Genomic DNA, 26,736 nt, shown 5'->3' with positions numbered 1-26,736 from the left:
TTATTTTACTAAGTAATCTTTCATTTCTTCCAGAGAAACTGGGTGAATCATCGCTGAACCAAGCTTAGGTACCAAAACTAACTTCATGGTATTCCCACGCGCTTTTTTATCATGAGTCAATGCTTGATAGAGCTTATCGACATCCCAGTTTTCATATTCAACAGGAAGACCATACTTCAGACACATTTCTCGGATAGACTGGGTTATTCCAGCTGGCATGAGTCCTTTTTCTTCTGCTACCTTAGAGACCTGAACCATTCCCATAGCTACTGCCTCACCGTGCATGACTTTTCCGTAACCAGCAGTTGCTTCAATGGCATGGCCAATTGTATGACCAAAGTTGAGATATAAACGAATGCCATTATCCAACTCATCTTCAACTACCATCTTGCGCTTGACCTGGCAAGAATGCTCAATCAAACTTTCTGAATGCTCCAAAATACTCTCTACAGAACCATCCATATCAGATAATAGGTCCCAAAGCTCTGGATCTTCGATGAGGCCATACTTGATGACTTCACCCATTCCTTCAATCAACTCTCTCTTACCCAAGGTCTCAAGAACAGTTGGGTCAATCAAAACACCATCCGACTGAGCAAAAGTCCCCACCATATTCTTGGCAAAAGGAGTATTCACTCCTGTCTTACCCCCGATTGAAGAGTCGACTTGAGCTGTCAAACTAGTCGGAATTTGAACGAAATGAACTCCTCGCATGTAGGTTGAAGCCACAAAACCAGCCAAATCGCCAACTACACCACCGCCGAGGGCTACGATGCCGTCACTACGAGTCATATCCTGTTTGACTAAAAATTCATAGACTTTTTGAACTGTAGTCAGATTTTTTCGTTCTTCGCCCTCTAAAAAGTCAAAAACTGCCACTTGAAAGCCAGCATCCTCCAAACTCAATTTAACCTTTTCTGCATAGAGTGAAGCCACACGGTTATCCGTTATGATAACAATTTTTTGTGGTTGCCAAAGTTCGCGCAACCATTTTCCTGCTTGAGACAAGCATCCTTTTTCAATCTGAATATCGTAAGGATGATGTGGAAGGTCTATTCTAATTTTCATAGCAGGTCTCCTTTTTCTTTATTGGTACTTTTGTTTTAGTGATTCCCAGATTTGATCTGTTGGCATTTCCTTGCCTGTCCATAACTCAAAAGCTTCAGCAGCTTGGTAAAGCAGCATACCCAACCCATTGATAGTTTGATTTCCCTTCCCTTTAGCCCACTTTAGAAATGGCGTTTCAAAGGGTTGATAAATCACATCAGCTACCAAAAGCTTCTCTGGTAAAACGACACTTGCTGGGATTGGCAGAGATACTCCATCCATACCAACACTAGTCGCATTGACTAAGAGGTCGGCTTGAGTGATGCTGTCTTGAAGATCTTGAACATCCTCTAAGGCAAATAAATCTACTCTAAATCCAGTCGCATTCTGTAGTTTTTCTAGGTATGGTCTTGTTTTTTCCATGGATGAAGAACGAACAAAGACAGAAATCTGACTCACTCCATCCAAGATTGCCTGTGCCAAAATTGCCTTGGCTGCACCGCCTGCTCCTAACAAAACCAGTCTTTTCCTTGATATTTTAAAAGAAGGCAAGCTCTTAAAGAATCCCTTGCCATCTGTGTTATATCCAATTAATGTTCCTTCTCGATTCACAACTGTATTAACTGCACCAATTAAACAAGCCTCTTCGCTCAACTGGTCCAGATAAGGAATTACTTGTTCCTTGTAAGGCATGGAAAGATTGATTCCATACATCTGATAGCGACGAATATTCGCAACCGTCTCTGCCAAGTCAGTCGCTTCAACCTCCCAGGCTAGATAGACACCGTTTGTCTCTGTTACCTCAAAAGCACTATTATGAATGAAAGGAGAAATGGAATGTTTGATAGGATTTGCGACTACAGCTGCAAGACGTGTGTAGCCATTAATCTTCATTCAAAATCTCCCGAATTTTTACCATATTGGAGAGTGAGATTTGTCCTGGGGCACTTGCTGCATCTAAACTTGCAAATGACCAACTTGAACCCGTTACATCTGAAGTGATACGAGATACCTTACCCACTTTGCCCATAGAAATAGTTACATATTCTTGTTCAGGGTTGAGGGTTTTAAATCCTCGTGTGAAATTCATGAGGTCTAATACATCTTGTGCTGTATGTGCCATTACAGATACCTTAACTACTTTCGGAGTTAGGCTAGTTAGTTCTGACAAAATTTCCATCATATTGTCTGGAGTTTCCTGGAAATTATGGTAACTCAAAACCAAATTTGGAAAATCTAGCATCTGCTCAAAAACATCCTTGTGAGCAAAATACTCAAAATCAAGGTATTCAGGTTGATAGAGTTGAGCCACATCCTTGATGATCTGAACATAGTCTTCCGATGACAGGTCAATCTCTCCTCCTTCAGCACGTGTGCGCAAGGTAAAGAGAAGTTCGCGACCTGCAAACTTTTCAAAAATGGCAGGCGCTACCTGTAAAATAGCTTCTTTTGGTAGAAAATCAGCACGCCACTCAATGATATCTGCATCTATATAACGCATGGCATCAAGCCCTTGTGCTTCTTCTAAATTCTTTGGCATTACTGAAACGACTAATTTCATTTAGTTACCTTCATGCTAATCACCTTGAGGTAATTACTGCTTTCATCTTTTTTGTTATAGACAAAATCTGCTGGAAGTCCATATTTATTTAAAATCTGGTAACTTCTTCCTGCAAAACCTTTGTCGATTTGTTCGGTGAACTTTTGACGGGAAACATTGGCAGCATTGGTGCTAGCAATGATCATACCTCCCGGATTTAAAATCTCTAAACTTTGGGAAATCAACTTGTGATAATCCTTAGCTACAGAGAAGGTTTGTTTTTTATTTCGGGCAAAGCTAGGCGGATCAAGAACGATGACATCGTAAGATAGCCCCTTACGTTTTGCATATTTAAAGTATTCAAACACATCCATGACAATGAAACGATGATGATCGAGTGTCAGTCCGTTGGCATGAAAATGAGCTTCTGACAGTTCTCTAGATCGCTTGGCTAAATCAACAGAGGTAGTTTCACTGGCACCTCCCATGGCAGCAGCTACTGAAAAGGCAGCCGTGTAGGAAAACATATTGAGCAGGGACTTGCCCATGGCTAGACCATCTACCAAACTACCACGGACTTCGTGTTGATCCAAGAAGATGCCTGTCATAAGGCCATCATTCATGAAGACTTGATAAAGAACTCCATTTTCAAGAACCGTAAAATTTTCTGGCGCTTCTTGACCATAGATATGAGCAGACTCAAAGTCTAGACCTTTAAAACGTATCTTTTCATAGGCACTCAAGACTTCAGGAAAGACCTGAACAAAGGCGGCTAGAATCTGTTGACGAAGTTGATAAATATAGGAGTTATACCAAGAGAAAACAACATAATCCCCATAGAGGTCCAGAGTCATTCCACCAAAACCGTCGCCTTCTTGATTAAACAAGCGAAAGGCCGTTGTTAAATCATCTTGGTAGTAGGTAGAACGTTTTAGTTTGGCTTTAGTAAATAGATTTTCAAAGAAAACTTGGTCAAAAGAAACTTTCTGATTAGTTACGAACCAACCAATCCCTTTATTTTGACGAGATAGATAAGCCTTACCCAAAAACTGTTTATCTTGACTAAATAGCTCGACTTCCTGGTCAGTTTCAGATAGGTCAGGAAAATCAATTTCCTCCAAAACTATCTGACCCTTATTTAGCTTTTTTTCAACACGTCGGCTGACGAATACTTTTTTCATAAATACTATTATAACAAATTTTGTGACAATTCACAAAATAGAAACCATTTACAGCTTTTATCCCATCACTCTTCATGACAAGAGCAGGATGTACATCTTTCTATAATTCTTTTATAATATTTCAATTTTTGCAGGTCTCTGCCCATTCTTCAAAAATAGACAGAACATTCAAAGAGTTTAATTTTAGCGCAAACGTTTGCGTAGAAACTGACTTTATGCTACAATAATTCTCATCACTGTTAAGTAAGAGGACTATCTATGAAAAATCAAACCCTAATGCAATATTTTGAATGGTATCTACCACATGACGGAAAACATTGGAAACGCCTTGCTGATGACGCTGAACACCTAGCAGATTTGGGAATCAGTCATATTTGGATGCCACCTGCTTTCAAGGCAACCAATGAAAAGGATGTCGGTTATGGCGTCTATGATTTATTTGACCTTGGAGAATTTAACCAAAAAGGCACTGTTCGTACCAAATACGGTTTCAAAGAAGACTATCTCCAAACCATCCAAACCTTAAAATCTCACGGGATTCAACCAATGGCTGATATCGTCTTAAATCATAAGGCAGCCGCTGACCATTTAGAATCTTTTCAAGTTATCGAAGTGGACCCAGAAGATCGAACTGTGGAACTAGGAGAACCTTTTACCATCAATGGCTGGACTGGTTTTACTTTTGATGGACGACAAAACACCTACAATGACTTCCACTGGCACTGGTACCACTTTACTGGAACTGACTATGATGCCAAACGCCGTAAATCTGGAATCTATCTGATACAGGGAGACAACAAAGGCTGGGCTCATGAGGAATTAGTCGACAATGAGAATGGCAATTACGACTATCTCATGTATGCCGATCTAGATTTCAAACATCCTGAAGTGATAAAAAATATCTACGATTGGGCAGATTGGTTTATGGAAACAACTGGTGTAACTGGTTTCCGTTTGGATGCAGTCAAACACATTGACTCTTTCTTTATGCGCAATTTCATTCGCGATATCAAAGAAAAATATGGCCAAGATTTCTATGTCTTTGGAGAATTCTGGAATCCAGACAAGGAAGCAAATCTGGACTACCTTGAAAAGATTGAAGAACGCTTTGATCTTGTCGATGTTCGCCTCCATATGAATCTCTTTGAAGCAAGCCAAGCTGGTGCAGACTATGATTTGCGTACCATCTTTAATGATAGTCTCGTTCAAATCAAGCCAGATAAGGCTGTAACCTTTGTCGAAAACCATGACACCCAACGAGGTCAAGCTCTGGAGTCTACTGTTGAAGAATGGTTTAAACCAGCAGCCTATGCTCTCATTCTTTTGCGTGAGCAGGGTCTACCATGTGTCTTTTACGGAGACTACTATGGGATTTCAGGACAGTATGCTCAGGAAGACTTCAAGGATGTTCTTGACCGTTTGCTAGCTATTCGAAAAGAGTTGGCTTATGGAGAGCAGACTGACTACTTTGACGACCCTAATTGTATCGGTTGGGTTCGTTCAGGAGCTAAAAATCAATCACCACTTGCCATCGTAATTTCTAATGGCCAAGCAAACTCCAAAACTATGTTCATCGGTCAAGAATGGGCTGAACATACTTTTGTTGATTTACTTGGTAACCATCCTGACCAAGTAACCATCAATGCTGAAGGTTATGGAGATTTCCCAGTTACAGAACGCTCTCTTAGTGTATGGGGACTGGCTAACTAATCAATTAATACTCTTCGAAATCTCTTCAAACCACGTCAGCTTCCATCTGCAACCTCAAAACATTGTTTTGAGCAACCTGCGGGTCGTTTCCTAGTTTGCTCTTTGGTTTTCATTGAGTATAAAACACACAAAAAATGCCCACAAGCTAGATTTTCTTTCTAGCCTGTAGGCATTTTTTATTATCAATACTTAAAATTAGTCTTTCCAAAGATCCATGGCATTTTTAAAATCAGATGAAACTTGAACATTTTGAGGATTAGTCGCTTCTCTCTCCTGACGCTTCGCCTCTACCTGGACTACACTCTTAATGCCTTCATGACGCCAGTTTCGCAAGATAGCTTGGATATACTTCCAATTTGGTTTTCCATTCAAAACGGCCTCACGTAGGGCCTCTTTGATCAGGTCCGCACTAGTTCCGTCTTCTTTCAAACTCTTTTCTAAATCTTCGATTTCAAAAGGACTCAAGAGACGCCCTAGTTCTTGTTGGAAGGTTTCCACCAAGTCTTTCAAATCATTTTTAGCAGGTACAGCTTGGCTTGGTTCTTGTTTTTCAAACAGTTGATCTAAGCGCTCCAAGGCAAGAGTTGCATCGAAGATTACTTCTATTTCGCCATTCAGTTCAATGGTTCGGTATTGAAGCAACCCTTTCTCAGTCAATCGTGAAATAGCTTGATTGACTTCAGTGACATTTTTGCCGATTTTTTCAGCAATCTGACTTGGAGACAATTCACCTAAAGCCGTTGTATTCTGTAGGTAAAAGAACTGCCAAACCAAGAAATCATCGCTTGACGAGAACAGTTGATTGTAATGTAAGAGCAGGTCACTCGGTAACACTAAGTTTCCTGATTTGAAAGCATCTAAATATGTCATAATTCCTCTTATAAATATCCAAAATGAGACACATCATCTTCCGCACTCTTCCACTCAAACGGTGTTTCTTGGTAAACTGCATAATTTACCCAGTTACTGAAAAAGAGAGCTGCAGATGAACTCCACCTCATACATGGGAGTTCATGAATGTCATCATTTTTGAAATAATTTTCTGGTATATGTGGATCTAAACCAGCATCTAGATCTCTGAAATATTCCTTTGCAAGCGTATCGCGATCATACTCTAAATGCCCAAAGCTATATACTTCTCTCAAATCTCGACTCGCAAGGATAGAGATTCCCACCTCTTTTCCTGATGCTAAAATCTCTAGATTTGTTTTATTCAGGATATCTTCTTTGTGAACTTCTGTATGGCGAGAATGAGGGGATACATATAAATCATCAAAGCCTCTCAATAGGAGATGACCTTCTTTCAAAACATCTTGAGGATAAATCCCAGAAAGTTTCTGCTCCATCTGGTATTTATCTACACCATAGCGATAGTATAGACCTGCCTGTGCTCCCCAACAGATATGCAGGGTTGAAAAGACATGGGTCTTGGACCAATCGATAACTTGGGTAAACTCTTGCCAATAGTCAACCTCCTCAAATGGAAGGTGCTCAACTGGAGCTCCTGTAATAATCAAGCCATCAAAATACTCGTCTTTGACTTCCGAGAAGGTCTTATAAAAAGTCTCCATATGCTCTGAGCGAGTTGTTTTTGATTGGTGACTTTCCATATATAAGAAATCAATATCTAATTGCAGAGGAGTATTGGCCAAATGTCTTAAGAGTTGAGTTTCTGTTACAATCTTTTGCGGCATTAGATTTAAAATAAGAATTTTCAAGGGTCGGATATCCTGATGAGCCGCCCGTTGATCATCCATGACGAAAATATTTTCTGTTTGTAAAATCTCAACTGCTGGTAATTTTTTATCAATTCGAATCGGCATGGAAATCTCCTAACTGTATCATACTGGACTCAAGTAACCTGACTGTCATCAAATGGAAAAATCCAGCTGATGACACTTCTTCCCTTTATTATACTGTAAGAAGATATAGTTTTCAATTATAGTTTTTCTCTAACTAGATATAGCCTTTTTTTATATCATCATTAAGAGAAAACAGCCCTAGGGACTGTTTTTCATTAATAATGCATCAAAACTTTATAATCGTAATCTCCGATTGCCTCACGACCTTTTAGCTCGTCAAGCTCAATCAAGAAGGCACAACCAGCTACGACACCACCTAATTCCTCAATCATTTCGATTGTCGCTTTAACAGTACCACCTGTTGCCAAGAGGTCATCTACAATAAGAACACGTTGACCTGGTTTGATAGCATCTGCGTGCATGGTCAAAGTATCAACACCATATTCTTTTTCGTAGTCAGCTGAAATCACTTCTCGTGGTAATTTCCCTGGTTTACGTACAGGTGCAAAACCAATTCCCAACTCAAAAGCAACTGGACATCCAACGATAAATCCACGCGCTTCTGGCCCTACGATCATATCAATCTTTTTGTCAGTAGCATATTGAACAATTTCACGAACAGCATAACTGTAGGCATTTCCATCTGCCATCAATGGGCTGATATCACGGAAAGTAATTCCTTCTTGTGGATAATTTTCAATACTTGCAATGTAATCTTTTAAGTTCATAGCGTTTCTTTCTTTTAAAGTTTTTACTCCTTATTATACCATAATTCCTAGAAAAGCAAAATAGAAAGAAGCCTTGGAATATCGTTCCAAAGCCCCTCAGCCCTTCATAAAATTCGGAGATTCTCTCGCTCAATGAAATCTTTACTTCTTTTTGCTTTTAGAAGTTTGATTCCGTTGACGATTCTGTTGGATGCGCCACTCTCGCTCAAAGTAAGACATGGTTTCAAATACTCTCTTTGGTAAGCCAACATCCAGCAAATAGATTGGGATTTTCAAAACGTTAGAATGTTTTGAACTTGTAAATCTACTTCGAAGACGATACCAGAAAAAGTTGGATTTTAAAAGTTCCTTGTCATAAAACTGAACCTCAATCATATAAAAATCCCTTGCATTTCTACTACCCTTAATTCTCGTGAGAGCAAACTTTTCTACCTGTCCCCAGGAATAAAACTGCCAGTCTTTCTTTGGATATGGTTTATAGGAAAATCCTTGAGCCGTACATTTCAAATACTCTTTATCTGACAGAAGAATTTGCAAACGTTCATACAAAATCCATCCAACAATGATGATTAAGAAACCAACAAAGAGTATTAATACCACCAATCCCACAGGTGCCTCCTTGGGATAGGTCATCATAAAAGAGAGTATCCAAATCAGAAAAGCTAACTCAATCAAGCAGAGAAGAGTAGTCCAGATGATTGTCTTACTGCTCCATTTTATGATTTTTTCTTCCATTAAGCTAACTCACTTAAATATTCATAGCGTTCATATTTTTCAAGCAAGGCTTCATTCTTCTCATCTAACTCTTTTTGAAGGGTAGCTAGTTTGCCAAAGTCAGAGCCATTGGCCTGCATTTCTTCTTCAATAACAGAGATACGATTTTCCAAGGCTTCGATATCACTTTCAATACTTGCCCACTCCTGCTTTTCTTGGTAGGTCATGCGTTTCTTTTCTTCACGGACTTTGACAACTTTTTCCTTCTCAGCCTTTTGAACTTGGCTTGTTGCTTCTGCTTCGAAGGCTTTTTCATCTAGGTAGTCGGTATAATGCCCAAAGAAAGGACGAATCTTACCATCTTCAAAAGCGAGAATCTTGGTCGCTACCTTATCCAAAAAATAGCGGTCATGGCTAACTGTCAAAACTGGACCAGCAAAGCCTTGCAAGAAATTCTCCAAAACTGTCAAGGTCGCAATATCTAGGTCATTGGTTGGCTCATCCAAGAGGAGAACATTTGGTTTTTCGAGGAGTAGTTTAAGGAGGTAAAGTCGTTTTTTCTCTCCCCCAGACAATTTCTCAATCAAGGTTCCATGCGTCGAACGTGGGAAAAGAAACTGCTCCAGCAGCTCTGCAATCGAAGTCGTAGAACCACCGCTGGTCTTGACCTCTTCTGCCACTTCCTGCAAGTAATTGATAACACGCTTGCTTTCATCCAAACCCTCAATTTGTTGAGAGAAATAGGCGATGCGAACAGTTTCGCCGATGATAACTTGTCCATCAGTTGGTTCAAGACTTCCTGCAATGAGGTTAAGAAGGGTTGACTTCCCAACACCGTTGTCCCCAACGATTCCGATACGGTCTTTGGCTTGAACCAAAAGGTTAAAATGTTGCAAAATCGGTTTGTCATCATAGGCAAAGGAAACATCCTTAAACTCGATCACCTTTTTACCGATACGGCTGGTTTCAAAATTCATGCTCAAGTCTGTCTCAGCTGTAGTTCCTGAGACTTCTTTTTTCAGATCATGGAAACGATTGATACGTGCTTGTTGCTTGGTTGCACGAGCCTGTGGTTGTCTGCGCATCCAGGCCAATTCCTGCTTATAAAGTTGCTCTTTTTTGTGGAGAAGAGCTGCATCGCGCTCATCCTGTTCAGCCTTGAGGCGAACATAGTCTTGGTAATTTCCTTGATATTCGGTCAAACCAGCACGGTCCAACTCGAAAATTCTCGTCGAAAGCGCATCTAGGAAATAACGATCGTGGGTGATAAAGAAAACCGTTTTCTTGGAATTTTTCAAAAAGAGGGTCAGCCACTCAATGGTCGCAATGTCCAGATGGTTGGTCGGCTCATCTAGTAACAAGAGATCATGGTTTCCTAAAAGCACTTGCGCCAATTGAACCCGTCTACGGAGACCACCCGACAAAGCTCCAACAGGAGTTGATAGGTCTTGAATCCCCAGTTTACTGAGAACAGTCTTGACCTGACTTTCGATTTCCCAAGCCTGGAGAGAATCCATCTCCGCCATAACCCGCTCCAAACTGGCTTGCTTATCTTCACTGTAGTTGAGCATGAGCAATTCATACTCACGGATCAACTGTATTTCTTTCAAATCGCTCGATAGAACAGTATCCAAGACAGTCTTGCTATCATCAAAATCTGGGTCCTGGGTCAGATAACCAATTTTGTAATCATTTTTTGCCGAAAAAGGGCTTACGTCACCATCAAAACCAGAAACTCCTGAAAGCACATCTAAAAGGGTTGTTTTCCCAGTTCCGTTGACACCGATCAGACCGATTCTATCCAAGTCATGGATGATAAAGGAAATATCCTTAAAGACAGTCTTGTCTCCAACGGATTTACTTAGTTTTTCAACAATAAAATCACTCATTTTTTCTCCCTCAAGTAGGCATGGATGGCTTGACGGTCATTCTCCAAGTCACCATCGACAATGGCATACTCAATCTCTGCTAAAATTTCTCCCATTTCTGGTCCTGGCTGATAGCCGTATTCCTTGATGAGAATCCCACCATTGATTTGAATTTCTTTTTTATCATGGATGGTTAAGCTGTGATAAGTCTCTTCGATAGCCTGTGGATTGACTTCTTTTCCTTGAGCCTGACGAAGATTTTCAGCCTGTAAAAGCAAATCTAGATCAAAACGGTAACAATCGCGCTTGCTTAGTTTCCCTTCTTCACGAAGTTCTAAGATCGTAAGTAAATCTTGAACTTGCTTAGCGAATTGACGCGAAGTTTTCCAAGCCTTCAAAAATTGTTGAGCATCCTCCACTTCTAAAACCCATAAAAGTGCAGCCCAGGCTTGTTCAGAAGATTCAAAGGTAAAATCAGCATCTAAGTCAAATAAAGATTGGAGGTTCTCCTGACTACCAGCCATATCCGGAAGATAATCATAAGCTTTACTTGCAATCATAGAAGACAGACCTGCTCGCCAATGAGGAGCTAGTAGAAGTTTATCAAATTCAACAAAAGTACGTTCCACAGAAATCTTCTCTAAGAGTGGTGTCAGATCTTTCATAGCTTCAAAGGTTTCTTGCTCAAGCTCAAAGCCAAGACTGGCCTGAAAACGGAAACCACGCATAATCCGCAAAGCATCTTCGTTGAAACGCTCACTAGCTACACCAACTGCTCGTAAAACTTGATTATCTAGATCTCTCAAACCATCGAACAAATCAATGATTTTTCCCATCTCATCCAAGGCAAAGGCATTGACTGTGAAATCTCGGCGTTTGAGGTCCTCTTCTAACGAACGAACAAAAGAAACTGAACTTGGTCTACGGTAGTCTACATAGACATCTTCAGTTCTAAAAGTGGTCACTTCGTACTCTTCATCTCCGTCTAAAACCAAAACTGTTCCGTGCTCAATGCCAATGTCAGCTGTCCGTGGAAAAATCTGCTTGGTCTCCTCTGGATAAGATGACGTCGCAATATCCACATCATGGATGGGACGATTGAGGAGGGCATCTCGAACAGAGCCTCCAACAAAATAGGCTTCAAAGCCTGCCTCTTTAATTTTTTCTAATACTGGTAAAGCCTTCTGAAATTCAGAAGGCATTTGTGTTAATCTCATAATAAGTGTTCTAATCCATAGACAAGCTCATGACGCTTGACAACTTCTTTGATTCCCAAATTCACCCCTGTCATGAAGGAGCTGCGATCATAGGAGTCATGACGTAGGGTCAATCCTTCTCCTTGATTGCCAAAGATGACTTCCTGATGAGCTACCAAACCTGGCAAACGAACCGAATGGATTCGCATGCCATCAAAATTAGCTCCACGTGCACCTGCAATGAGTTCTTCCTCATCGCTAGCACCTTGTTGGATAGACTCACGAACTTCTGCCATCAATTCCGCTGTTTTGATAGCTGTTCCGCTAGGAGCATCTTTTTTCTTGTCATGGTGAAGCTCAATAATCTCTACATTTGGGAAGTATTTTGCAGCTTGTGCCGCAAATTGCATGAGCAAGACAGCACCCAAGGCAAAGTTAGGAGCAATTAAGCCACCCAAGTTTTTAGAACGAGAAAATTCTTTTAGTTCTTCAATCTCTTGACTAGTGAAACCTGTTGTTCCAACAACTGGAGCAAAGCCATTTTCAAGCGCAAAACGGGTATTCTCATAGGCAACTGATGGTGTTGTAAAGTCCACCCAAACATCTGCCTCAAAACCTGCCAAGTCATTCTTATCATTGAATACTGGAATTCCCTGCCAGTCAGATGCAGACTCAAAAGGATCTAAAACTGCTACCAGTTCAAGTTCAGGATCAGACAAAACCATCTGACAAGCAGATTGTCCCATTCTCCCCTTAAAACCAGCAATAATTACTCGAATACTCATCTCAATCTCTACTCCTGTTTAAGATACAAAGGACCTTAGTTGCCCATGAAAAATAAGGAATGGCACTGACTTTCCACGAAAGGCAAGACAGGCATCTTTTTTCAAGAGGCAGGTAGTCCGTGTTCAATTTTTAAGATACAAAGCCTGTAAGAACACAAAGTGAAAATAGGAGTTCTGATCAAGGAGTATCTACTCCTTGGAAGAACTATCTTTTTCACACAGGGTTCCAGGCGTGTTCAATTCTAAGATACAAAGGACCTTAGCTGTCCATGAAAAATAGTCTAGATTATGGGTGTATAGCCCAGAGCAATACTTCCTTCTCCCAGGTGAGTCCCAATAACACTACCGAAGGTTGCAATTGAAACATCTGTAGCCACTCCACCATCGACCAAAAGCTGGCGCAAATCTGCTGCTTTTTGAGGAGCATTCCCGTGAATGACAGTAATCTGGTAATTCCCATTAGCTGTTGCTTCTTTAACAATTTCAACTAAGCGTTTTGTAGCCTTTTTCTCTGTACGAACCTTTTCATATACTTCTATCACACCTTGGTCATTGAAATATAGGATTGGCTTGATACTAAGGAGATTCCCCAAAATGGCTGCACCATTAGAGAGTCGTCCCCCCTTAACTAAATGGTCAAGATCATCCACCATGATAAAGGCTGAAGTTTTCTGGATTTGATTTTCCAACTGCTCTAAAATGGTAGTAAACTCTTCGCCTTGCTCTGCCCATCTAAAGACACTCTCAACCATATAGCCTAGAGGAGCGCTTGTAATACGGGTATCAGGAAAGGCAATGGTTAACCCTTCATATTCATCCTTCATATACTGGATATTTTGGTAAAATCCTGAAATTCCAGAAGATAAGAAAAGGCCCAAGGCATGTGTGTAGCCTTTATCTTTTAAAGATGATAAAATTTCATCCAACTTGGCAATACTTGGTTGGCTCGTTTTTGGCAATTCGCTTGCTGAAGCCATTTTTTCATAAAATTCTTGAGCGGTTAGATTTACACCTTCAACATACTCCTGTCCATCGATATTCACAGGAATGTCTAGCACAAATAAATCTTCTTTCCGCAAGGTTTCCGCTTGTAGAAAAGCAGATGAGTCTGTTATGACCGCTAATTTCATTTCTTAAAACTCCAAATTAATTCCCGGTATATCAAGGGCAATTTCTGTTACTTCATAAGTCAAACGATTAAGCATATCCAAACATGGACGAGCTAGTGTCTCAACCTCTTCTTGGCTGAAATCACTTGGTTGGTCGATAATACGACCTTCAACATGGTTGACTTGAGAAATCGTTCCACTAATGACAAATCTATCAAAGACAATCATAAAGCTCAAAACAACTACTAAAGAGGTAACTTGATTTTCTTGATCATGCTGAAGCAACTGGAAGTTTACATCTACCTTAGTTTCAGGTGCTCCATTTTCATTTTCCCATTCAAAGTTACGCGCATCAAAGTGATACTGACTAACAAATTCTTGTTCACGTTTTAAATTCATTTTCATCTCCATTGGTACAATATAGTTGCCATTGTACCATATTTTTTTATTTTCTGCTAGATTTACTAAATACCAATCTCAGTTTTAACAACTTGGGCAATAGTGTCTACATAGTAGTCTACTTCCTCAGTGGTTGGGGCTTCAGCCATGACACGCAAGAGTGGCTCCGTTCCACTTGGGCGAACGAGGATACGACCATTGCCTGCCATTTCTGCTTCCATCTTCTCGATAATAGCCTTGATAGCTGGCACTTCCATAGCTTTTTCTTTCATGGAATTTTCCACACGGATATTGACTAATTTTTGTGGGTAAATGGTCACTTCTGAGGCCAATTGAGACAAACTCTTACCTGTTTCTTGCATGATCTTGGTCAATTGAACTGCTGAAAGCTGACCATCACCAGTAGTATTATAGTCCATCAAGATAACGTGACCTGATTGCTCACCACCGAGATTGTAACCAGATTTTCTCATTTCTTCAACGACATAGCGGTCTCCAACAGCAGTGACTGCTTTATTGATACCCTCACGATCCAAGGCCTTATGGAAACCAAGGTTGGACATAACTGTTGTTACGATGGTGTTTTGGGCCAACTGACCTTTTTCAGAAAGGTATTTACCAATAATGTACATAATCTTGTCACCATCGACAATTTCGCCATTTTCATCTACAGCAATCAAACGGTCGCTATCACCATCAAAGGCTAAACCAATGGCAGACTGGCTTTCTTTCACAAGTTCTTGTAAGGCTTCTGGATGAGTTGAACCAACGTTCAAGTTGATGTTAAGACCATCTGGTGTTTCACCAATAACTGTTAATTGAGCACCTAGGTCTGCAAAAATTTGACGAGCACTTGTTGCAGCTGCTCCGTTAGCAGTGTCCAAGGCAACCTTCATCCCTTCAAGAGGAGTTCCAGTTGAAACGAGGTAGGCTTCATATTTACGCAAACCTTCTGGGTAGTCTACAACCGTACCTAAGCCCTCTGCACTTGGACGTGGAAGAGTATCTTCACTTGCATCAAGCAAGGCTTCGATTTCTGCTTCTTTGTCATCGTCTAGTTTAAAGCCGTCACCACCAAAGAATTTAATTCCGTTATCAAGAGCTGGGTTGTGACTTGCTGAAATCATGACACCTGCACTCGCTCCCTCAGTTTTCACCAAGTAAGCTACTGCTGGTGTTGCAAGAACTCCAAGCTTATAAACGTGAATTCCGACTGAAAGGAGACCAGCAATCAACGCTGCTTCAAGCATTTGACCTGAGATACGAGTGTCACGTCCTACAAACACTTTCGGTGCTTCAGTCGTATGTTGACTGAGGACATAACCTCCAAAACGTCCCAATTTAAAAGCTAATTCTGGCGTTAATTCTACGTTTGCTTCTCCACGGACTCCGTCCGTTCCAAAATATTTACCCATTTTTTATCCTTTTCTATTGTTTTATTAATCTTTTTTTGAAGAGTCTGGCTTGGTTTCAGAACCAGTTGAAGACGAACTGCCCGAAGATGAGCTTGTCGTTGATGAGCTAGAACTACTTGCTGATCGAACTTGTTTCGTTGTTATCTTCATGGTTGTTTCATACGGTTTAATCACCGTTGGTAAAACTGTTCCATTCTTATCAATAGCTTGTAGAGGAACTGAACCCGTATAATTTCCTGTAATTTTTTCACTAGTTGGTAAAACAGCCACAATCTTATCAATCTTGGATAAGGTATCAGCATCACTAGTAACCGAAACGCGTTCATCTGAAACAGTCACACTATCGATGAGAATTCGTTCATCAACCTTACCAGAGTCAATCTGTGGAGTGACTGGTAAATTATCCCGTGTTGCCTTCTTCCCAATTTTAACGGTGATTTTCTGCGGTGTTGCTAGGGCTGTTAAACCGCTCGGTAGATTCTCAATGGTCAAGGGAACCTCAACGGTTCCTTCTGTCGCTTGTGTTAAATCTGCAGTAACCTTAAATTTACGAGTGCTTTCTTGCATCTCACTAGCCAAGGTTACTCGATTGGATCCAGTCAAAAATACTGTTACTTCTGAACTAAAACCGCTAATAAAATACTGCTCACTATCGTACTGAATATCAATCGGTACATTTACGACCGTATTGGTATAGGTTTCTGTTCGAGCCGGTCTTGCATTATTATTATTTTGGTAATTAATAGAGGTAGCGTAGATAAATAAAACGCAAGCAAAGAGGAGTGAGGAGATGATATATAAACTATTTTTTTTCATTCTTCCAGCCTCCTAATATACGCTCTGTTAAGCTTGGCTCTTGTGAATTTTCCGGAATCAGTATACGACGTAGCTCTTCCTCAAATTCTTCCATCGTTAAATCATGCTTAAAGACACCATTATAGGTAATGGAAATACCTCCAGTTTCCTCTGATACCACAAAAGTGAGAGCATCAGAAACCTCAGATAAACCAATGGCTGCACGGTGTCGCGTTCCAAACTCCTTAGAAATACCAGTGTCTTCAGTAAGTGGAAGATAAGCAGATGTTACAGCTATTCGATCACCTTTTATAATGACTGCACCATCATGTAAAGGTGTGTTTGGAATGAAGATATTGATTAAGAGTTCTGCAGAAATCTTAGCATCTAAAGGAATCCCCGTGGAAATATATTCCTGCAAGGTTCTGACACGCTGAACTGATACAAGTGCTCCAATTTTTCGCGGGCTCATATATTCAACTGCCTTAACAAAGGCCTGAATCATCTGTTCTTCTGAACTCATTGGTGTACTTGAAAAGAAATCAGTCGCACGTCCTAATCGCTCTAAACCTGTCCGAATTTCTGGAGAGAAAATAACAACTGCTGCGATAACACCGTAAGTAATCAATTGATTGATCAACCAAGAAATAGTCGTCAAGCCCAGGGTATTTGCTGCTATCTGAGCTAAGATAAACACTAAAACACCTCGAACCAGGATCATAATCTTGGTTCCTGCAATTGATTTTGTAAATTGGTATAAGATATAGGCAACGATAAGAATATCAATCACATTTATCAGAATACTCCAAGGACTGGAAAATAAACTAGACCAGTATTGAAGATTAGATAATTGCTGAAAATTCATTCTAGGCCTCCTCTCCATAAAAAAGCTACTCTTCATTATATCATTTTATATGAAAATTTTCTTCCCCCTACTTCATTTTAAATTGGTAGAAAATATGATAGAATAAAATGATAGAAATGAATTAAGGAGAAACCATGTCTGAACTATATGATATTACCATTGTAGGAGGTGGACCTGTCGGTCTTTTCGCAGCCTTTTATGCTCACCTTCGTCAAGCCAAAGTACAAATCATTGATTCTCTTCCTCAACTAGGTGGTCAACCTGCCATCCTATATCCTGAAAAACAAATTCTCGATGTTCCAGGTTTTCCAAACCTCACAGGGGAAGAATTGACTAACCGCCTTTTGGAACAACTTGAAGGGTTTGAGACACCTGTTCACCTCAATGAAACTGTTCTTGAGATTGAAAAAGAGGATGGTGTTTTTAAGATTACAACTAATAAGGGAAATCATACTTCTAAAACCGTTATTATTGCTATGGGTGGTGGTGCTTTTAAACCACGTCCACTCGAATTAGAAGGTGTTGAAGGCTATGACAATATCCACTACCACGTTTCTAATATTCAACAATATGCTGGTCAGAAGGTAACCATCCTGGGTGGTGGTGACTCAGCCGTTGACTGGGCTTTAGCTTTTGAAAAGATTGCTCCAACTACACTTGTTCACCGTCGCGATAACTTCCGTGCACTTGAGCATAGCGTACAAGCCTTGCAAGAGTCTTCTGTGACTATCAAAACACCATTTGTGCCAAGTCAGCTTCTTGGAGATGGAAAAACTTTAGACAAGCTTGAAATATCAAAAGTTAAATCCGATGAGACCGAAAACCTTGAACTAGATCATCTCTTTGTCAACTATGGCTTTAAATCTTCTGTCGGTAATCTTAAAAAGTGGGGATTAGACCTTAACCGCCACAAGATTATCGTCAATAGCAAGCAGGAGTCAAGCCAAGCTGGAATTTATGCTATCGGTGACTGCTGCTACTATGAAGGTAAGATTGACTTGATTGCAACCGGTCTAGGTGAAGCACCAACTGCCGTTAATAATGCTATCAACTACATTGACCCCGAACAAAAAGTACAACCAAAACACTCTACAAGTCTATAATGTCAAAATTACAATTTTATTAAAAAATCAAGTGAAATTTCATGATAAAACGCATAATAACAAGTATCTAAAGAACTTGCTATTATGCGTTTTTATGATTTTAAAAACTTTTCCACTAACCACCTTTATTTGCTTTTTATATAAAGTTTAATACTTATTGATTAGTTTTTTAATATTTCCCCTCATTCCGACATATTCAGACTAACAAACTCTGTGTACCGTATGAGTAATACTAGATAATATTCTATCTTAGTGTAATTTGTAGTGAAAGTTCGAAGTTAACATTTACAAATTGACGTTAAATACAGTTATGAACATGTTATAAAGTTTGATGTTAGTGGCTGTTAGATTAATTATTACATAAGTTAAGTGTTAATCTGGCTCATTTATCATTCTGTATCGGTAATATAAATTTAACTTCAGCACCACGACAAGCTTCTCTATTTTTCAAGATTACTGATCCACCATGTAATTTAATTATTTGTTCAGTAATAAATAATCCAATACCATAATTGGTTGCAGAATGCCTGCTATAATCTCCACGATAGAACTGTTCTTTTGCGTGAATTAAATCGATATCAGAAAAACCTTTCCCGTTATCTAATACTGATATTTCTAAAAATTCATCTACAGTTTTTAAATTCAATTCCAATGTAACTATTCCATTATTATTTTCAATTGAATTCGCTAAGACATTTTGCAATGCTCTCTCTAAGAGTTTCAAGTCTACACTCATTATACCATCTTCAACTACTACATTAGTTTTTAGATTGTTAGAATTAATTGACATTAGTTCTTTAGAAACTGTTACCAATTGTTCTGATACAGTTTTTACTGCCAACGATTGTGGCTGGTATTCAGTGGCATTAGAATTCTTATTCATGATTAGAAGTGTTTTTATATATTCAGATATTCTATTGCTATTCCTCAGTATATAATCTATATAAATACTCTGGTCCTCTGTCACAGATGTCTTTTTAAGCAACTCAGCATTTCCTTGAACAATAGATACTGGGGTTTTCAAGTCATGTATCAAAGCAGAAATCTGTTTTTGCTTGTTTTCTTCCTGTATCCACTCTTTGATTAATGACTCTTGCAAAGCATTTCTCATTTTCTCTAAACTAAATAGAACTTCATTAAATTCTTTGACTCTTGAATAATGCAGGTCAAAATCTAAAGTTTGTTCTGATATTTTTTCGGAAGCAGCAAATATAGGTGAGAGTTGTTTCACAAGATATTTAGCCCATACTATTGTAACAACCAATGTATTTAGTAAACTAACTAAAATAAGAATACTGACATACACTACATTGACATTAGGAAAATATTTTGCCATGAATTTATTTGTAAAATAGGGTTTTACTGAATATTGAATAATACAATAACCGTCATTTCGTAAAATTTCTATATAGCTATAAGATGGGGTATTATATACTCTCTCATTATTATAGTATCGAATTGCTCTATCTTCTTCATCTTTACTCATTGAACTAGTAATGATATTTCCATCCTTTGAAATTAATAGATATGAGGCATTATCTGGTATAAGATTTTTATCAAAGGTCTCTGTATTGGCTATCGCATTCTTCCTCTCATAAATCTGATTTTCTGTGTAATCAGCAGGTAAAATAAATCCTAATGAATACATGGTGGTGAACATCAGAATTACTAAACCAAATGAAAGAATCAATACAATTCCTACACTTATTAGATATTCTAAAAATATTATTTTTAGCGATCGCCCTTTTAATTTTATTCCCATTTATATCCAATTCCCCATACAGTTACAACTGGAGATACACCTTCCTTCTGTAATTTTGCGCGAATATTCTTAATATGTTCTGAAATAGCTGAAGAATTACCTATTCCATCATATCCAAATATCATCTCATAAATCTGTTCTCTTGAAAATACTTGCCCACGCCTACGTGCTAGAAGTTCACAAATTCGATACTCAGATTTTGTAAAAGGAATTTTCTTATCATTTACATAAATTATATTCGCTGATAAATCAAATCTAATTTCTCCAAGATTTAAACTTAAATGTCTCTCTCGATTTTCTCGACGTAAATGAGCATCAACTCTCGCAATTAATTCGTTTACCCCAAAAGGTTTTAGAATGTAATCATCAGCTCCTGTTGATAAACCAGAAACAATGTCACTTTCCAAAGATTTTGCAGTTAAAAATAAGATGGGACAGTCTACTCTATCTCTAATAGATTTACAATAAGATATACCATCTATCTTTGGCATCATTATATCTAATAAAATTAAATCATACTCTGATAATTTAGAAATAGGCACCTCTGTTGGATTTTGAAAAATATCTACATGATATAATTTTTGCGTTAAAATATTTTTGATTAAAACTAAGAGATCCATTTCATCATCTATAGCTAATATTTTCACCATCCTATTCCCACCTTCATTTCTATTCCATATTAGTTCTGCCGTTCCATTTACTAAACCAAATCAAACTTACAAATAAAATTACAACTATCATTGGTGTTGCAACTAAAGACCATTTAAAAAATTCATAATAAAATAAGTTTTCACCAGATATTTTATCTACAAAATAAAGACCACAAAGTCTTGAAGACCAAGAACTTGGTATGTAATACCAAATCTTATCCCCCATACTTGTAACAGCAAGCAGAGCTATCAATGTTTCAAAGAAACCAAGACCAATAGAGGCACCACTCCCAAATCTGAGGCTAATAACCAGATGTATTAAATATAACGGAACAACTCCGATAATCATTAAGACTGATTCCAATATCAAATCATAAAATTCTTGATAATTAAAAAACATCAAAAAACTACTTTGGAGTATAACAAGTGATAGAGATGCACACAACAATAAGGATAATAACTTACCAATATACATACTAGTTCTTGATTGCGAACCAGTTAACATTATCTGAAAACAACCTGCTTCTGCTTCCATTTCTATTACCTTTGCAGTAATAAAACCAATAATAATCGGGAACAATGCACCTAACGTAATCAAATAATTTAATGTGACATCCTCAATTGAATACCTACTTAGGCTCGTAAATTTAAAACCAGCATATATCATAATCACAAATAGTATTGGGAGAAACAGATATAACCAGGGTAACCAAGTATGTTTTATCTTATATAGTTCAGACTTTAAAATATTTATCACTATCCCACCTCCTGTTTTGCAAACCAAATAGATGATAAGTAAGATAATAGAAGAAATAACAGAATTGAGAAGATACATGGAGGCAAAATGGATGTGTTTAACATCATATTTCCTGCATCTGCTGGTAGTCCATTTGGCATAATTTTCAGCATTGGAACCATAGCTCTTATACTCCAACTATATGGGGAAAACAACCAATAATCTCCAGCAGAAAACATAATTCCAAGTACAACACCTAGTAAACCATTTATCATAAGACTAATAGAAAAACCAAACTTTTTAGCTAATAGTAGGCAAAATGGAATTTGCCATATGCTTGATACCACTAATGCTATACTCGAAACTAATAAAGTACTAAAGCTATAGCTTAAAAATATTTGTTCTCCAAAAATAAATTGCACAATTAAAACTGCTATCAAATGAACCAAACTTGTCATCAGAATCAAACAGCTTGCTACAATAATTTTTGATATCCAAATCTTTCTTAAATCAATACTTAGAGGATAAACTGCCCTATATTTTATTTTTTTATCTTCGTATCGATTCATTAAAGCAAGAATCAGTGCATAAGTAATTGGCATAATTATAGTATACCACCAATTATATGAATCTACTGTAAAATATGGTGGTGCCAGTATATAAGAAAGAATTATCAAAGATATAGGTATTATATAGATTATTTTTTTTAAAAAAGTTCTTTTATATTTTAAATAATCACTAAGGATATAATTTATCATTTTTAATTCCCCTTCTTTACTACTTCCAAAAATAAATTTTCTAAACTTTCTTGAGAGTTTTTTATATCTTGGTATTTTAATTCACCTTCACATATTATTCCGATATAATCTGCAACTTGCTCAACTTCGGAAATATTATGGCTGGATAGAATTACTGTAATGCCTTGTTTTGGAAAACCAAGAATCATCTCCCTTAATTCTTGAATTCCCAATGGATCTAAGCCGTTGGTTGGCTCATCTAAAATTAATAATTTAGGATTATTTAACAGTGCTATTGCAATTCCTAATCGTTGTTTCATTCCCAAAGAAAATTTTCCACTTCTTTTTTTACCTGTATTTGATAGACCAACGATTTTTAGAACTTCATCAATTCTTGATTCGGGTAATCCAAGTAACATTGTTCTTACTTTTAAATTTTCTCTTGCACTTAAGTTCTCATACAACGGAGGTAACTCTATCAAGGCACCAATTTGTTCGAGATCCTTTCTACTCCATATATGATTATCAAATATAATATCTCCGGACGATTTATGGAGCATTCCTGTTATCATCTTTAGTGTAGTTGATTTCCCAGCACCATTTGGACCAAGTAATCCGTAGATACTATTCTCTTTCACTTGTAATGAAATATTATTCACTACAAGTTGATTCCCAAATTTCTTTGACAAATTCCGTGTCTCTAAAATATTTTTTTCCATTTTGATCCTCCTTAAATTTACACTTCAATAATAAAATATAAATTTAAAGATTTTATAAAGAAAATACATAACTTTTATTGATCTAAAAAATAAACTATAAATACGCAATTTAATGAAGATTAAAAATAAAAATTTGAAATTTTTAGTATTCTATCTAGAACCTTAATCTATTAAAACAACGAATCCTCTGAAAATGAAAATTCTACTGAATGAAACTTCAGTAGAATTTTTTAAATTTATGTGACTATTAGTCCGTCTCGCTCCGTGAGGTGCGAGACAAATAAACCACCCGCTATGCGGGTGCGCGTCGAAGGTTATACCAAAAAAACTCCAAACGCGATACAATAAAGGTGTTCAAGCCAATTGTAAAGCGAAAGGAGAAAACCATGGTACAAAAGTCTCATAGTTTATCACACACAAAGTGGCACTGTAAGTATCACATTGTGTTCACCCCTAAGTATAGACGAAAAGTCATCTATAATCAATATCGGAGTAGTTTAGGTAAAATATTTCATCGTTTGTGTAGCTATAAAGGAGTTGAAATTATCGAAGGACACTTGATGCCAGATCATGTACATATGTTAGTAAGTATTCCACCAAGGATAAGTGTTTCTAGTTTCATGGGTTATTTAAAGGGTAAAAGTGCACTCATGATGTTTGACAAACACGCCAATTTGAAATATAAGTTTGGGAATCGGCATTTCTGGGCAGAAGGTTATTATGTGAGTACAGTAGGGCTTAATGAAGCCACGATAAGGAAATACATACAAGGTCAGGAAAAGCATGATATAGCACTAGATAAATTAAGTGTAAAAGAATATGAGGATCCCTTTAGGGATAGTGGCAAGTAATACTCACGCCTCTTTAAGAGGCAAGTGACGAGTCAAGAGCAATGCGGCTTGAACAACGTGAAAGCCAGCGTCTTTAGGCGCTGGCTGGTAATTTGGGCTTATAGCCCTGGTGCAAACCACCCGTTAGACGGGTGGTTATGATTTGAGGTTATTTTAAAAATTTTTAAACATCAATCTCGATATATCTTTTTTGAACATCAATATATTATATTTTACAGTTCCTCTGCAATTTTGTTGATCTTTCTCAGGCGATGATTGACACCACTTTTGGTTAAGGGATTTGTCAGACTATCTGCCAACTTTTGAATAGAATAGTCTGGATGCTGGATACGCAGACGGGCAACTTCCTGCAAGTCTGCTGGCAGATTATCCAAGCCAATTCTATCTTTGATTTTACTGATATTATTAATGGTTTTCATGCTTGCAGAAACCGTACGAGCAATATTTGCCGTCTCTGCATTATTGGCACGATTGAGGTCATTTCGAGTTTCTCGGAGAATCTTGACACCTTCAAAAGTATCACGTGCCTCCATAGCTCCTACTAAAATCAGGAAATCCATAATATCTTCTGCTCGCTGGAGATAGGTCACTGCACCTTTTTTTCGTTCAATCACCTTGGCATCTAACAAGAACTGCTGCAAGAGCGAAGCGATCCCTTGGGCATGGTCCAGATAAACTGAACTAATTTCCAGCTGATACTTGCCTGACTCGGGATCCCGAATACTCCCATTTGCTAAAAATGCACCACAAAGATAGGCACGACCTGCTTCTTCATCTCCTAAAATATCCGGATCAATTCCCGTCTCCAGACCAAAGAAAGAATCAGCCAAACGCAAATCCGCTAAAAGTTCTTGGACTTGTTCATCTGTAAACACAGTATAGACCCGATTTTTACGAAGATTGCTTCTCTGATGATGACGAATCTCCGACTTAATACCATAAAAGTGTAAAAACGATTCATAGAGATGGCGGGCAAGCTTGGCACTCTCTGTAACAACGGACAAGGTCAAGCCAGAACTAGACAAACCTACGCTTCCAGACATCTTGATAATAGCTGATAACTCATAGCGACTCAGGTGGTGTTGACCTAGGATTTCTTCTTTTACTGCTACTGTGAAACTCATTTTCTCACCTGTATGATACGCATTAATTCATCCACGATTAAATCCCCATCATGGAAGGCACCACCATTTTCCAAACGTAGGAAGTTGGATGAAATGACACGGGGAACTTGTTGATGCAAACCGTCAAAATCATGCTCAACCTGTACTAAATACTCATCAAAACGATTGGTATCCATATAATCTCTAGGTACCTTCTCGATATTAACAAGTACTGTATCAATAAATGGTCTACCCAAATGACGATGCAAGACTGCTACGTGATCACTATCTGAGAAATGTTCTGTCTCTCCGCGCTGAGTCATGATGTTGCAGACATAGGCAATTTCAGCCTTGGTTTCCAGAAGAGCCTGACCAATCTCCTCAATGACGATATTCGGCAAAATCGAAGTAAAGAGGGAGCCTGGACCCAAGACAATCATATCACTCTCAAGAATGGTATTGACAACTCGGCGGCTAGCCTGCGGTTTCTCATCGTCTAGAGTGTTGGTGACATAAACATGGTCAATCATGCCTGGATGGTCTGCAATGTGACTTTCTCCAGCTACTTCTGTTCCATCTTTAAAGACGGCATGGAGTGTCAAAGGATGGTCACTAGATGGATAAATCTTTCCTGTCGTATGGAAAAATTTACTCAGTAATTGCATAGCATTATAGGTTGAACCCTGCATTTCAGATAAGCCAGCTATGATAATGTTTCCTAATGGATGACCAGCAAAAGCACCTGCATCCTCAGAAAAACGGTATTGAAAGACCTTTTCATAGAATTTTGGCATATCTGACATGGCCACAAGGACATTACGTAAATCCCCTGGAGGTGTCAACTGTTGAATATTTTTACGCAATTCGCCTGAAGAACCGCCATCATCCGCAACGGTTACAATGGCTGCAATTTCCACATCCTTTTCCCTTAAACTATTTAAAATAACAGGGATTCCGGTTCCTCCACCAATCACCGTAATTTTTGGTTTTCTCATGAACGGTTTACCGTTTCCTTTCTTCGGTCTTTATCACGATGGCTTTCATTTACAGGCCAATTCTTAAACAAATCATTGGCTAATCGTTTGGCAAAGGCAACACTCCGGTGTTGTCCTCCTGTACAACCTACTGCAATGGTTAAAACAGATTTTCCTTCTTTTTTGTAGCCAGGTAGGATTGGTTCGATCAAGGCCAACAAATGGCGGTAGAAATCTTCAGATTCTTCATGATTCATAACATAGTCATAAACGGCCTGGTCTTCACCTGTCTGATTGCGAAGTTCTGGTAGATAGTAAGGATTTGGGAGGAAACGAACATCAAATACCAAGTCAGCATCAATAGGAATGCCATATTTAAACCCGAAAGACATAACCTCAATACGGAAAGACTGAGCCTGTTCTTGATCTGAAAATTGTTCAGCAATCGTTTTACGAAGTTCACGAGGGGTTAACTCTGTTGTGTCTACCACGTTTTGGCTCATATTTTTTAATGGAGCCAAGAGTTCGCGTTCCAACTTGATTCCGTCCAAGATACGACCATCTGCTGCTAGTGGGTGACTTCTTCTTGTTTCCTTATAGCGTGCCACCAATTCCTTATCCGCCGCATCCAAAAAGAGGATTTTAAAGTCTAAATCATCTTGATTTTCCAATTCATCCAAGACAGCCTGAATCTCTGAGAAGAAAGAACGACTACGCATATCAACCACTAGGGCCAACTTGTGGTCATCATCCTTGGTCTCAACCAACTGCAAGAACTTTGGCAAGAGGGCAGGTGGCATATTATCAATGGTAAAATATCCTAAATCTTCAAAGGATTGAATAGCTACAGTTTTTCCTGCACCACTCATCCCTGTTACAATCACCAGGTGAAGTTGTTTCTTTGTCATCTTTGTCTCCTTATATCAAAAGAAGTTTGGAAGAACCAA

The 26,736-nt window shown here is 38.5% G+C and carries 27 protein-coding genes; 3 read left to right on the top strand and 24 right to left on the bottom strand.

Annotated elements, in window-relative coordinates:
* Genes aroB through QM917_RS01955 form a run of 4 tightly spaced genes read right to left on the bottom strand, consistent with a single transcriptional unit; the run spans position 1 to position 3,768 of the window.
* The gene (gene aroB, locus QM917_RS01970) at positions 1–1,068 is read right to left on the bottom strand and encodes a 3-dehydroquinate synthase (protein WP_414284566.1); all 1,068 of its coding nucleotides are present in this window, start codon (positions 1,066–1,068) and stop codon (positions 1–3) included.
* An 18-nt stretch (positions 1,069–1,086) separates the two neighbouring features.
* Positions 1,087–1,941 (bottom strand): shikimate dehydrogenase, encoded by an 855-nt coding sequence (locus QM917_RS01965; RefSeq protein WP_414284564.1) that lies wholly within the window; start codon positions 1,939–1,941, stop codon positions 1,087–1,089.
* Positions 1,931–2,608: a type I 3-dehydroquinate dehydratase gene (gene aroD / locus QM917_RS01960; RefSeq protein ID WP_414284563.1), complete on the bottom strand. Its 678-nt coding sequence runs from the start codon at positions 2,606–2,608 to the stop codon at positions 1,931–1,933. The genes QM917_RS01965 and aroD overlap by 11 nt, the downstream gene beginning before the upstream one ends.
* Positions 2,605–3,768, bottom strand: a complete 1,164-nt coding sequence (locus tag QM917_RS01955; protein WP_414284561.1) for a class I SAM-dependent rRNA methyltransferase — start codon at positions 3,766–3,768, stop codon at positions 2,605–2,607. The genes aroD and QM917_RS01955 overlap by 4 nt, the downstream gene beginning before the upstream one ends.
* A 258-nt stretch (positions 3,769–4,026) precedes the next feature.
* Here QM917_RS01955 and QM917_RS01950 point away from each other — a divergent pair, with 258 nt between their 5' ends.
* Complete coding sequence (locus tag QM917_RS01950; RefSeq protein WP_414284559.1) at positions 4,027–5,478, top strand: alpha-amylase; 1,452 nt, start codon at positions 4,027–4,029, stop codon at positions 5,476–5,478.
* A 195-nt stretch (positions 5,479–5,673) separates the two neighbouring features.
* Here QM917_RS01950 and QM917_RS01945 read toward each other — a convergent pair whose 3' ends face one another.
* The 12 genes from QM917_RS01945 to cdaA all read right to left on the bottom strand — a co-directional run bounded on the left by QM917_RS01945 (position 5,674) and on the right by cdaA (position 17,154).
* Complete coding sequence (locus tag QM917_RS01945) at positions 5,674–6,348, bottom strand: DnaD domain-containing protein (RefSeq protein ID WP_414284557.1); 675 nt, start codon at positions 6,346–6,348, stop codon at positions 5,674–5,676.
* An 8-nt stretch (positions 6,349–6,356) separates the two neighbouring features.
* Positions 6,357–7,301, bottom strand: a complete 945-nt coding sequence (gene metA, locus QM917_RS01940) for a homoserine O-acetyltransferase MetA (RefSeq protein ID WP_004252222.1) — start codon at positions 7,299–7,301, stop codon at positions 6,357–6,359.
* A 194-nt stretch (positions 7,302–7,495) separates the two neighbouring features.
* Positions 7,496–8,008, bottom strand: a complete 513-nt coding sequence (locus tag QM917_RS01935; RefSeq protein ID WP_004252220.1) for an adenine phosphoribosyltransferase — start codon at positions 8,006–8,008, stop codon at positions 7,496–7,498.
* Between the two features lie 141 nt (positions 8,009–8,149).
* A complete protein-coding gene (locus QM917_RS01930; protein ID WP_414284555.1) occupies positions 8,150–8,743 on the bottom strand; it encodes a hypothetical protein in 594 nt (197 codons plus the stop codon).
* Positions 8,743–10,611 carry an ABC-F family ATP-binding cassette domain-containing protein gene (locus QM917_RS01925; RefSeq protein ID WP_414284553.1) on the bottom strand — a complete coding sequence of 623 codons (1,869 nt, stop codon included), beginning with the start codon at positions 10,609–10,611 and terminating at the stop codon, positions 8,743–8,745. The genes QM917_RS01930 and QM917_RS01925 overlap by 1 nt, the downstream gene beginning before the upstream one ends.
* Complete coding sequence (locus QM917_RS01920; RefSeq protein ID WP_414284552.1) at positions 10,608–11,807, bottom strand: CCA tRNA nucleotidyltransferase; 1,200 nt, start codon at positions 11,805–11,807, stop codon at positions 10,608–10,610. The genes QM917_RS01925 and QM917_RS01920 overlap by 4 nt, the downstream gene beginning before the upstream one ends.
* On the bottom strand, positions 11,804–12,571 hold the full coding sequence (dapB, locus tag QM917_RS01915) for a 4-hydroxy-tetrahydrodipicolinate reductase (RefSeq protein WP_414284550.1): 768 nt from the start codon (positions 12,569–12,571) through the stop codon (positions 11,804–11,806). Before dapB ends, QM917_RS01920 begins: the two co-directional genes overlap by 4 nt.
* A gap of 281 nt (positions 12,572–12,852) precedes the next feature.
* On the bottom strand, positions 12,853–13,701 hold the full coding sequence (locus QM917_RS01910; protein ID WP_414284548.1) for a DegV family protein: 849 nt from the start codon (positions 13,699–13,701) through the stop codon (positions 12,853–12,855).
* Between the two features lie 3 nt (positions 13,702–13,704).
* Positions 13,705–14,079 (bottom strand): DUF1149 family protein, encoded by a 375-nt coding sequence (locus QM917_RS01905; RefSeq protein WP_153224934.1) that lies wholly within the window; start codon positions 14,077–14,079, stop codon positions 13,705–13,707.
* Positions 14,080–14,144: 65 nt separating this feature from the next.
* A complete protein-coding gene (gene glmM, locus QM917_RS01900; protein WP_414284546.1) occupies positions 14,145–15,494 on the bottom strand; it encodes a phosphoglucosamine mutase in 1,350 nt (449 codons plus the stop codon).
* A 24-nt stretch (positions 15,495–15,518) separates the two neighbouring features.
* On the bottom strand, positions 15,519–16,310 hold the full coding sequence (locus QM917_RS01895) for a YbbR-like domain-containing protein (protein WP_153224932.1): 792 nt from the start codon (positions 16,308–16,310) through the stop codon (positions 15,519–15,521).
* The gene (cdaA, locus tag QM917_RS01890; protein WP_045763531.1) at positions 16,297–17,154 is read right to left on the bottom strand and encodes a diadenylate cyclase CdaA; all 858 of its coding nucleotides are present in this window, start codon (positions 17,152–17,154) and stop codon (positions 16,297–16,299) included. The genes QM917_RS01895 and cdaA overlap by 14 nt, the downstream gene beginning before the upstream one ends.
* Positions 17,155–17,288: 134 nt before the next feature.
* On the opposite strand from cdaA, the gene QM917_RS01885 reads away from it, so the two are divergent.
* Positions 17,289–18,257: an NAD(P)/FAD-dependent oxidoreductase gene (locus tag QM917_RS01885; RefSeq protein WP_414284544.1), complete on the top strand. Its 969-nt coding sequence runs from the start codon at positions 17,289–17,291 to the stop codon at positions 18,255–18,257.
* 382 nt (positions 18,258–18,639) lie between these two features.
* Here QM917_RS01885 and QM917_RS01880 read toward each other — a convergent pair whose 3' ends face one another.
* Genes QM917_RS01880 through QM917_RS01860 form a run of 5 tightly spaced genes read right to left on the bottom strand, consistent with a single transcriptional unit; the run spans position 18,640 to position 22,861 of the window.
* The gene (locus QM917_RS01880) at positions 18,640–20,019 is read right to left on the bottom strand and encodes a HAMP domain-containing sensor histidine kinase (RefSeq protein WP_315639466.1); all 1,380 of its coding nucleotides are present in this window, start codon (positions 20,017–20,019) and stop codon (positions 18,640–18,642) included.
* On the bottom strand, positions 20,010–20,669 hold the full coding sequence (locus tag QM917_RS01875) for a response regulator transcription factor (RefSeq protein WP_315639467.1): 660 nt from the start codon (positions 20,667–20,669) through the stop codon (positions 20,010–20,012). The genes QM917_RS01880 and QM917_RS01875 overlap by 10 nt, the downstream gene beginning before the upstream one ends.
* Positions 20,670–20,688: 19 nt before the next feature.
* On the bottom strand, positions 20,689–21,426 hold the full coding sequence (locus QM917_RS01870) for a lantibiotic immunity ABC transporter MutG family permease subunit (RefSeq protein ID WP_315639468.1): 738 nt from the start codon (positions 21,424–21,426) through the stop codon (positions 20,689–20,691).
* Positions 21,426–22,163: a lantibiotic immunity ABC transporter MutE/EpiE family permease subunit gene (locus tag QM917_RS01865; protein ID WP_153224927.1), complete on the bottom strand. Its 738-nt coding sequence runs from the start codon at positions 22,161–22,163 to the stop codon at positions 21,426–21,428. The genes QM917_RS01870 and QM917_RS01865 overlap by 1 nt, the downstream gene beginning before the upstream one ends.
* A gap of 2 nt (positions 22,164–22,165) precedes the next feature.
* Entirely contained in the window at positions 22,166–22,861 is a 696-nt protein-coding gene (locus tag QM917_RS01860) for a lantibiotic protection ABC transporter ATP-binding protein (RefSeq protein WP_153224926.1), read from the bottom strand.
* Positions 22,862–23,247: 386 nt separating this feature from the next.
* Here QM917_RS01860 and tnpA point away from each other — a divergent pair, with 386 nt between their 5' ends.
* Entirely contained in the window at positions 23,248–23,712 is a 465-nt protein-coding gene (gene tnpA / locus QM917_RS01855; RefSeq protein ID WP_248035372.1) for an IS200/IS605 family transposase, read from the top strand.
* A gap of 212 nt (positions 23,713–23,924) precedes the next feature.
* On the opposite strand, the gene whiA is transcribed toward tnpA, so the two are convergent.
* Genes whiA through rapZ form a run of 3 tightly spaced genes read right to left on the bottom strand, consistent with a single transcriptional unit; the run spans position 23,925 to position 26,697 of the window.
* On the bottom strand, positions 23,925–24,836 hold the full coding sequence (gene whiA, locus QM917_RS01850) for a DNA-binding protein WhiA (RefSeq protein WP_153225748.1): 912 nt from the start codon (positions 24,834–24,836) through the stop codon (positions 23,925–23,927).
* Entirely contained in the window at positions 24,833–25,810 is a 978-nt protein-coding gene (locus QM917_RS01845; RefSeq protein WP_153225749.1) for a YvcK family protein, read from the bottom strand. Before QM917_RS01845 ends, whiA begins: the two co-directional genes overlap by 4 nt.
* The gene (gene rapZ, locus QM917_RS01840) at positions 25,807–26,697 is read right to left on the bottom strand and encodes an RNase adapter RapZ (RefSeq protein ID WP_153225750.1); all 891 of its coding nucleotides are present in this window, start codon (positions 26,695–26,697) and stop codon (positions 25,807–25,809) included. The genes QM917_RS01845 and rapZ overlap by 4 nt, the downstream gene beginning before the upstream one ends.
* Positions 26,698–26,736: the final 39 nt, after the last annotated feature.

This window comes from Streptococcus infantis, from assembly GCF_047460685.1.
GTDB classification, from domain to species: domain Bacteria; phylum Bacillota; class Bacilli; order Lactobacillales; family Streptococcaceae; genus Streptococcus; species Streptococcus infantis_AD.
Note: the sequence above shows the minus strand (reverse complement) of the source record. Positions and strands in the feature narration are given on the sequence as shown.